Source organism: Streptomyces sp. NPDC036764, assembly GCF_055609385.1.
In genome coordinates, this window is record NZ_JBVJPT010000015.1 from 279,132 (window position 1) to 286,478 (window position 7,347).

At 74.0% G+C, this 7,347-nt stretch carries 6 protein-coding genes; 5 read left to right on the plus strand and 1 reads right to left on the minus strand.

Annotated features, from left to right (window positions below; translation table 11 throughout):
* The first annotated feature begins 132 nt into the window (after positions 1 to 132).
* Genes ACZ69Q_RS38300 through ACZ69Q_RS38315 form a run of 4 tightly spaced genes read left to right on the plus strand, consistent with a single transcriptional unit; the run spans position 133 to position 5,036 of the window.
* Positions 133 to 1,632, plus strand: coding sequence for an ABC transporter substrate-binding protein (locus ACZ69Q_RS38300; RefSeq protein WP_471051464.1), 1,500 nt, complete (start codon positions 133 to 135; stop codon positions 1,630 to 1,632).
* Complete coding sequence (locus ACZ69Q_RS38305) at positions 1,629 to 3,398, plus strand: ABC transporter permease subunit (RefSeq protein ID WP_471051467.1); 1,770 nt, start codon at positions 1,629 to 1,631, stop codon at positions 3,396 to 3,398. Before ACZ69Q_RS38300 ends, ACZ69Q_RS38305 begins: the two co-directional genes overlap by 4 nt.
* The gene (locus tag ACZ69Q_RS38310; RefSeq protein WP_471051469.1) at positions 3,388 to 4,359 is read left to right on the plus strand and encodes an ABC transporter ATP-binding protein; all 972 of its coding nucleotides are present in this window, start codon (positions 3,388 to 3,390) and stop codon (positions 4,357 to 4,359) included. The genes ACZ69Q_RS38305 and ACZ69Q_RS38310 overlap by 11 nt, the downstream gene beginning before the upstream one ends.
* Entirely contained in the window at positions 4,356 to 5,036 is a 681-nt protein-coding gene (locus ACZ69Q_RS38315) for an ATP-binding cassette domain-containing protein (RefSeq protein WP_471051472.1), read from the plus strand. Before ACZ69Q_RS38310 ends, ACZ69Q_RS38315 begins: the two co-directional genes overlap by 4 nt.
* Here the strand turns inward: ACZ69Q_RS38315 and ACZ69Q_RS38320 are convergent.
* Complete coding sequence (locus ACZ69Q_RS38320) at positions 5,023 to 5,607, minus strand: TetR/AcrR family transcriptional regulator (RefSeq protein WP_471051475.1); 585 nt, start codon at positions 5,605 to 5,607, stop codon at positions 5,023 to 5,025. The genes ACZ69Q_RS38315 and ACZ69Q_RS38320 overlap by 14 nt on opposite strands.
* An 83-nt stretch (positions 5,608 to 5,690) precedes the next feature.
* Here ACZ69Q_RS38320 and ACZ69Q_RS38325 point away from each other — a divergent pair, with 83 nt between their 5' ends.
* Complete coding sequence (locus ACZ69Q_RS38325) at positions 5,691 to 7,226, plus strand: MFS transporter (RefSeq protein WP_471051478.1); 1,536 nt, start codon at positions 5,691 to 5,693, stop codon at positions 7,224 to 7,226.
* Positions 7,227 to 7,347: the final 121 nt, after the last annotated feature.

A 7,347-nucleotide genomic window follows, 5' to 3' on the forward strand; every position in this document is an offset into this window, starting at 1 on the left:
GCGCACGACCGCAACGACAGGCGACGGCCAGAGCCTCACCCCACACCTTGGGACTAATTATTGAAAACGATTGTCATCATGCTACGGTCGCAGCAACCGCTCTCTTGACTGCCCCTTTACCCGGAGGGTTCCGTGCGCCTGCCCGCCCGTCTCCTGCTCCCCGCCACCGCCCTGACCGCGGTCTCCGCACTGCTCACCGGCTGCTTCGCCGGTGCCGAGTCCGCCACCGAAGCGGGGGCCGACGGCAAGCGCGTACGCGTCGCGATGATGCAGCCCCCGCGCTCCGGGCTGTCCCCGCTCTCCGACGACGCGTTCAAGCTGTCGCGCTGGTCGACCGCCGAGACCCTCGTACGGCTCGACGAGGACGGCGACGCCCGGCCGTCCCTGGCCACAGCGTGGCGGCAGTCCGGCAGAACCTGGACCTTCGACATACGCGACGGCGTCACGTTCCACGACGGCACGAGACTGGACGCCGCCTCCGTCGTCCGCTCCCTGGCGAAGGCGGCCTCCGCCTCCCCCAAGCCCCGCATCCTCGACGGCGTCGAGCTGACCGCGAAGGCCGCGGACGCCGGCACGGTCACCGTCACGACCGCCACCGAGGACCCGCTGATCCCGCAACGCCTCTGCTCGCCCCAACTGTCGATCCTGGCGGCGAAGGCGTACCGGGGGAAGACGGTGAACCCCGTCGGCGCCGGCACCGGACCCTTCGAGCTCACGAAGGCCGACGGCACCGCCGCCGCCACCCTCGACCGCTACGACGCCTACTGGGGCGGCAGGGCCAAGGCCCCCGGGATCGACGTGAAGTTCGTCCCCGACGGCACCGCCCGCGCGGCGGCGCTGCGCAGCGGCGAGGCCGACATCGTCGAGGCGATCCCGGTCTCCCAGGCGGCGGTGCTCGACCAGGACCTGATCACCGAAGTCCCGATGCCGCGCACCAACACGCTGTATCTGAACACCGCCGAGGGCGCGTTCGAGGACCCCGCACTGCGGGCGGCGGCCCGCGAGGCGATCGACACCGACGCCATCGCGCAGGGCGTGTACGAGGGGCGCGCCGACGTCGCCGAGGGGCTGCTCGGCCCGGCACTGCCGTGGGCGGCGAAGCTGCGCGAGCCGGTCACGCGGGCTGCCGGGGCGGGTGACCCGAAGGGCGCCGCGATCACCATCGGGACGTACACCGACCGCTCGGAGATGCCGGAGGTGGCGGCACTGCTGCAACAGCAGCTCCAGAAGGCCGGGTTCGAGGTGAAGCTCGACGTCCGCGAGTACACCAACATCGAGGCCGACGCCCTCGCGGGCCGGTTCGACGCGTTCGTCCTGTCCCGTGCCACCGTTCTCGACTCCGGCGACCCGGCCGCGTACCTCTACAGCGACTTCGCCTCCGAGGGCACCTTCAACCTGTCGCAGTTCGCGAGCGACGGCGTCGACGAGCGGCTGAGGAAGGCCGCCGGCACGAAGGTCGGTGAGGCCCGCCGCGAGGCGATCGTCGCCGCCGAGGCCGCCGTACTCGCCACCGACGCGGCCGTGCCGTTGCTGCACGAGCGGGTGATCCAGGGCGACGCGGCCGGTGTCGTCGGCGCGGCGCACGACCCGCGCGAGCGCGAGCTCGTCACCGTGAACACCTACGTCAAGTGAGGCCCACCGCACGGAGGTCGACCACCTCGGCCGCGCCGGCCCGGATCGTCTGTCTCGTCGCCGTCCTGGCCACCGTCGGTCTGCTGCCCTGGCTCTCGCACCGGGACCCCGCGCTCACCGTGCTGCGCGCCAGGTCGGCCGAGCAGGAGCCGACCGAGGAGGCCCTGTCCGCGATCCGCGCGGACCTCGGACTGGACGCCGGCCCCCTCGCCCTGCTGCGGAGCTGGGCCGCCGACCTGCTGCGCGGCGACTTCGGCACCTCCTGGGTGTCGGGCACCGATGTGCTGCCGTCCGTCGTCGCCGGGCTCCAGGTGTCGCTGGGGTTGATGGGCGCGGCGCTCGGCGTGGCGGTCGTGCTGGCCGCCGCAATCGTCGTGCCCGTACTGGTGCGGGGCCGGGGTTCGGCCGGCGCGTTCGCCGCGATGCTCGCCGCCGTACCCGAGTTCCTGCTGGCCACGGTCGCGCTGCTGGTGTGCGGGGTGTGGCTGGGGTGGCTGCCGACGGCCGGCTGGGCGGGCCCCGGGTATCTGGTGCTGCCCGCGCTCGCCCTCGGCGTCCCGGCGGGCGGGCTGCTCGGCCGACTGGTCGCGGACGCGCTGCCCGCCGTCCTCGACGAACGGTGGGTGGAGCTGTGGCGGGGCGCCGGGGTGAGCCGGGCCAGGATCGCGGGGGCCGCGCTGCGGCGCGTACTGCCGCCGCTGGTACCGCAGTTCGGGATGGTCGCCGTCGGCCTGACGGGAGGCGCGGTCGCGGTGGAGATGGTCTTCGCGGTGCCCGGCATCGGCCGCAGCGCACTCGGCGCGGCCAAGTCGCAGGACCTGCCGCTGCTCCAGGGCTCCGTAATGGCCCTGCTGCTGCTCGGCCTGGTCACGGGCGCGGTGGCGCTGGGCGTACGGCGCCGGCTGCTCGGCCCCGCCCTGCGTGACGCGGGGCTGAGCCTGCCGCCGGCCCGCCCGGTCCGTGCCCACCCGGCGGTCCCGCTCACGCTCGCCGCCGTCCTGCTGCTCACCATCGGCTCGGGCCTGCTGCGCGACCCGTACACGGTGAACACGGCCGCCCGGCTCGCCGCCCCCTCCTGGGCGCACCCGCTCGGCACCGACGCCCTCGGCCGCGATGTGCTCGCCCGCCTCGGCCATGGCGCCGCCTCGACGGTCGGCACGGCCGTCGCCATCTGCGCGCTGAGCCTGCTGGTCGCGCTCGCGATGGGCTTCATGCCCGGCGTCGCGGCCGGCGCGGCGGACATCGCCAACGCCCTGCCGCCGGTGATCGTCGGCATCCTGGTCGCCGCTGCGACCGGTCCCGGCACGGCCGGTGCGGCACTCGCCGTCGCCCTGATCTCCTGGCCGGCGCTGTCCGCGCACGCGGCGGCGCTCGTGCAGGAGGTGCGGGCGTCCGCGTTCCTCACCGCACAGCGGGCCATGGGGGCGACCCCGTTGTGGATCGTCACCCGGCACGTCCTGCCGTCGGTCGCCGCCCCGGTCGCCCGCCACGCCCTGCTGCGCCTGCCCGGCATCGCCCTCGCCCTGGCCTCCCTCGGCTTCCTGGGCCTGGGCGCCCAGCCGCCCGCGCCCGAGTGGGGGCTGCTGCTCGACGAGTCCCGTGCCTACGTCGAGCGCGCCCCCTGGGCGGCCCTCGCCCCGGCGGTCGCACTGGCCCTGCTCGCGGGCCTTGCGGTGTCAGGGGCGGCGGCCGTGCCCGGCCGTCGGGCGAGGCCACGGCGAGCGACCGGGGCCGAACCACGGAAGGAGCCCTCCGTTGCCGTCTGACGTACTGCTGTCGGTGCGAGACCTGCGTATCGCCTTCGACGGCGCCCCGACCGTGCGCGGCCTGTCCTTCGACGTCCGCCCGCGCGAAGTCCTGGCGATCGTGGGCGAGTCGGGCGCGGGCAAGTCGCTCACCGCCCGGGCCCTGCTCGGCATGCTGCCCCGGCGCGCGACGACGAGCGGCACGATCCTGCCGGACCTCTCGGCCCACCGCGGCCGCCGTATCTCCCTCGTCCCGCAGGACGCCCTGTCCGCCCTCTCCCCCGTGCACCCGGTGGGCGACCAACTCGCCGCCGCCGTACGGTCGGTGGCCGGCGTCTCCCGCAAGGAGGCCCGGGCCCGTGCGGTCGCCGCGCTGGACCGGGTGGGCATCCCGGACGCCGCGCGCCGGGCACGGGCGTATCCGCACGAGTACTCCGGCGGCATGCGGCAGCGCGCCGTCATCGCCATGGCGACGGTCGGCGAGCCCGGAATCGTCGTCGCGGACGAGCCGACCACCGCCCTGGACGAGGAGCACCGCGACCAGGTGCTGCGGGTGCTCGCCGAGCGGCGTGAGGCCGTCGGGGCCGCGCTCGTCCTGGTCACCCACGACATGGACGTGGTACGGGACCACGCGGACCGGGTGCTGGTGATGTACGCCGGCCGGCTCACCGAGCTCGGCCCGGCGCACGAGGTGCTGGACCGGCCTCGCGCCCCCTACACGGCGGGCCTGCTGGCCTCCCTCCCGCAGCACGCGCCCGCGGGCCGTCGCCTCCCCGCCCTGCGTGGCACCCCGCCCGTCCCGGACGCCCTGCCGCCGGGCTGCGCCTTCGCCCCGCGCTGCCCGCTCGCCGCGGATGCCTGCCGTACGGCGGAGCCGGAGCCGCAGCGGGTGGAGGGGCGGCTGGTGGCCTGCGACCGCTGGCCCGAACTCCCGTACCCGGCAACCGAGTTGTTCCTGACAGAGGGGCCGCAGCCCGCATGAGTGACCCGCTCCTCGACGTCCGCGACCTCGTCGTCCGCCACGGCGACGTCACCGCCGTCGACCACGTCTCCTTCACCCTGGCCGCCGGCGAGACCCTCGCCCTGTGCGGCCCCTCCGGCTGCGGCAAGTCCTCCACGGCCCTGGCGGTGCTCCAGTTGCGCCGCGCGGACTCCGGTGAAGTGCGCTTCGAGGGGCGGGAGTTGACCACGCTCAGCGAACGTGAGCTGCGGCCGGTCCGCCCGCGCATGCAGCCCGTCCTCCAGGACCCGTACGGCTCCCTCAGCCCGCGCCAACGCGTCCGCGAGGCCGTGGCGGAACCGCTGAAGGTGCAGGGCCGCTGGAGCCCCGACGACGGTCCCGCCCAGGTCGCCGAACTCCTCGACCGGGTGGGCCTGGACCCGTCCTGCGGCGAGCGCCGGCCGCACGAACTCTCCGGCGGCCAGTGCCAACGCGTCGGCATAGCACGCGCGTTGGCCTGCGAACCGCGACTGCTGGTCCTCGACGAACCGGTCTCGTCCCTGGACCCCTCCGTCCGGGCCGGCGTGCTGAACCTGCTCGCCGACCTCCAGGACGACCTCGGCCTCGGCTACCTGTTCATCTGCCACGACCGGGCCGTCGTACGGCACTTCGCGCACCGGGCGATCGAGATGCGCGAAGGACGCGTCATTTCCCCGTGAACGCCTCGAACACCTGACGCAGCCCCGCGGTGAGCTGCTCCGCGCCGGGCGCGGTCTTCGGGTCGAAGGTCCACTGCGCGATCAGGCCCGTCATCAGGGTCACGTAGAACATGCCGAGCGTGTCCACGGCCTCCTCCGGGACGTCCTCCTCCCGTCCGCCCATGAGCAGCGGAATCAGCCCGCGCCCGGCCTCCCGCTGAGCCGCCGCAAGATGGTCGCGCAGCTCGGGCAGCCGGTCGCCCATGACGACGATCTCCATGCTGAGCCGCCACATCGAACCGGGCTCGCGCATGGTGCCGATGATGTTCGACCACACCTGCTCGAATCTCTCGAACGAGCCCGGCTCGGCGGTGATCCCGGCGCTCCCGTCGCCGTCGAAGGCATCGCTCATCCCCTCGACCAGCGACACGTACGCCTGCGCCAGCAGCGCGTCCTTCGAGCCGTAGTGGTAGCCGATCGAGGCCAGGTTGGTCCCCGACTCCTTGACGATGTCCCGCGCCGTCGTGCGCGCGAAGCCCTTGTCGAGCAGGCAGCGCTTGGCGCCCTCCAGCAGATCCTCACGGTGTCCCATGCGACCACCCTACCGCCGATCCATACAACCGTCCTATACAAACGTTCTAGACAAGCGTTTAAGACGCGCGTACATTCACCGTCATGACAACGAACCCGAGCACCACCACCGCACCGCCCGCCCGGGCCGGCCGCCGCGAATGGACCGCCCTGGGCGTGCTGATGCTGCCGCTGCTGCTGGTCTCGATGGACGTCTCGGTCCTCTACTTCGCGATCCCGGCGATCAGCGCGGACCTGGAGCCGAGCGGCACCCAGCAGCTCTGGATCTTCGACATCTACGCCTTCGTCCTGGCCGGCCTGCTGATGACGATGGGCTCGCTCGGCGACCGCATCGGCCACCGCCGGCTCCTGGTGATCGGCGCCGCCGCCTTCGGCGCCGCCTCGCTGACGGCGGCCTACGCGAACAGCGCCGAGATGCTGATCGCGGCCCGCGCGGTCCTCGGCATCGGCGGCGCGACCCTGATGCCGTCGACGCTGGCCATGCTGCGCACGCTGTTCACCGACCCCGGCCAGCGCGCGAAGGCGATCGGTGTGTGGTCCGGCGTGATGACCGGCGGGATCGCGCTGGGCTCGGTGATGAGCGGCGTGCTGGTCGAGCATTTCTGGTGGGGTTCGGTCTTCCTGGTCAACCTGCCCGCGATGGCGCTCCTGCTGATCCTCGGCCCGATCCTGCTCCCCGAGTCGAAGAACCCGGCACCCGGCCGCTTCGACCTGCTGAGCGTCCCCCTGTCGATGGCGGCCGTGCTCCCCGTGGTCTACGGCCTGAAGGAGATTCCCTCCGAGGGCTGGAACGTCCGCTACGTCGTCTCGATCACCGTCGGCCTGCTGTTCGCGGCGCTGTTCGTGCACCGGCAGCGCACGAGCGCCTCACCGATGATCTCCCCGGCCCTGTTCCGGGGGCGGGGCTTCGCGCCGTCGGTCGCCCTGAACCTCGTCTGCATGTTCGCGGTGATGGGCTCGTCGTACTTCACCACGCAGTACTTGCAGTCGGTGCTCGGCATGGGTGCGCTGGAGGCGGCCCTGTGGGCGCTGCTGCCGTCGGTGCCGATCGGGGCGGCGGGGCCGATCGCGACCCAGTTGGTGCAGAAGGGCGTCGATCGGGCCCACGTCGTCACGGCGGGCTTCACGATCGCCGCGGCCGGCTTCGCGCTGCTGACCCTCGCCGGAACGGACTCGATGTGGCTGGTGCTGACCTCGTGCGCGGTCCTGGCCGTCGGCGGCGTCACGGTGATGTCCCAGATCATGGACCTCGCGTTGGGCACCGCCCCGGTGGAGCGGGCCGGCGCCGCGTCCTCCCTGATGGAGACCGGCGGAGAGTTCGGCGGCGCGCTGGGCATGGCGGTGCTCGGCTCGATCGGTACGGCGATCTACCGTCACGACATCCCGGACTCGGCCCCGGACACGGCCCGCGAGACGCTTGGCGGGGCACTGGCGGTCGCCGATCGGGTGCCGGGGCTTGCCACGGTCGCGCGCGAGGCGTTCACCAGCGGGATGCACGGCGCGGCGGTCGCGGGGGCGCTGCTGCTGGCGGGAGCGGCGGTGTTGGCGGCGGTGAGCCTGCCGCGACGGGCACGCCAGAACGCCGGACAGGCTGACCAGCTCAGCCCGTCCGGCGTGTGAGGACGAGGCCCCTTCAGGGCCGGAAGCGGGGGGGGGGGGGGGGGGGGGGGGGGGGGGGGGGGGGGGGGGGGGGGGGGGGGGGGGGGGGGGGGGGGGGGGGGGGGGGGGGGGGGGGGGGGGG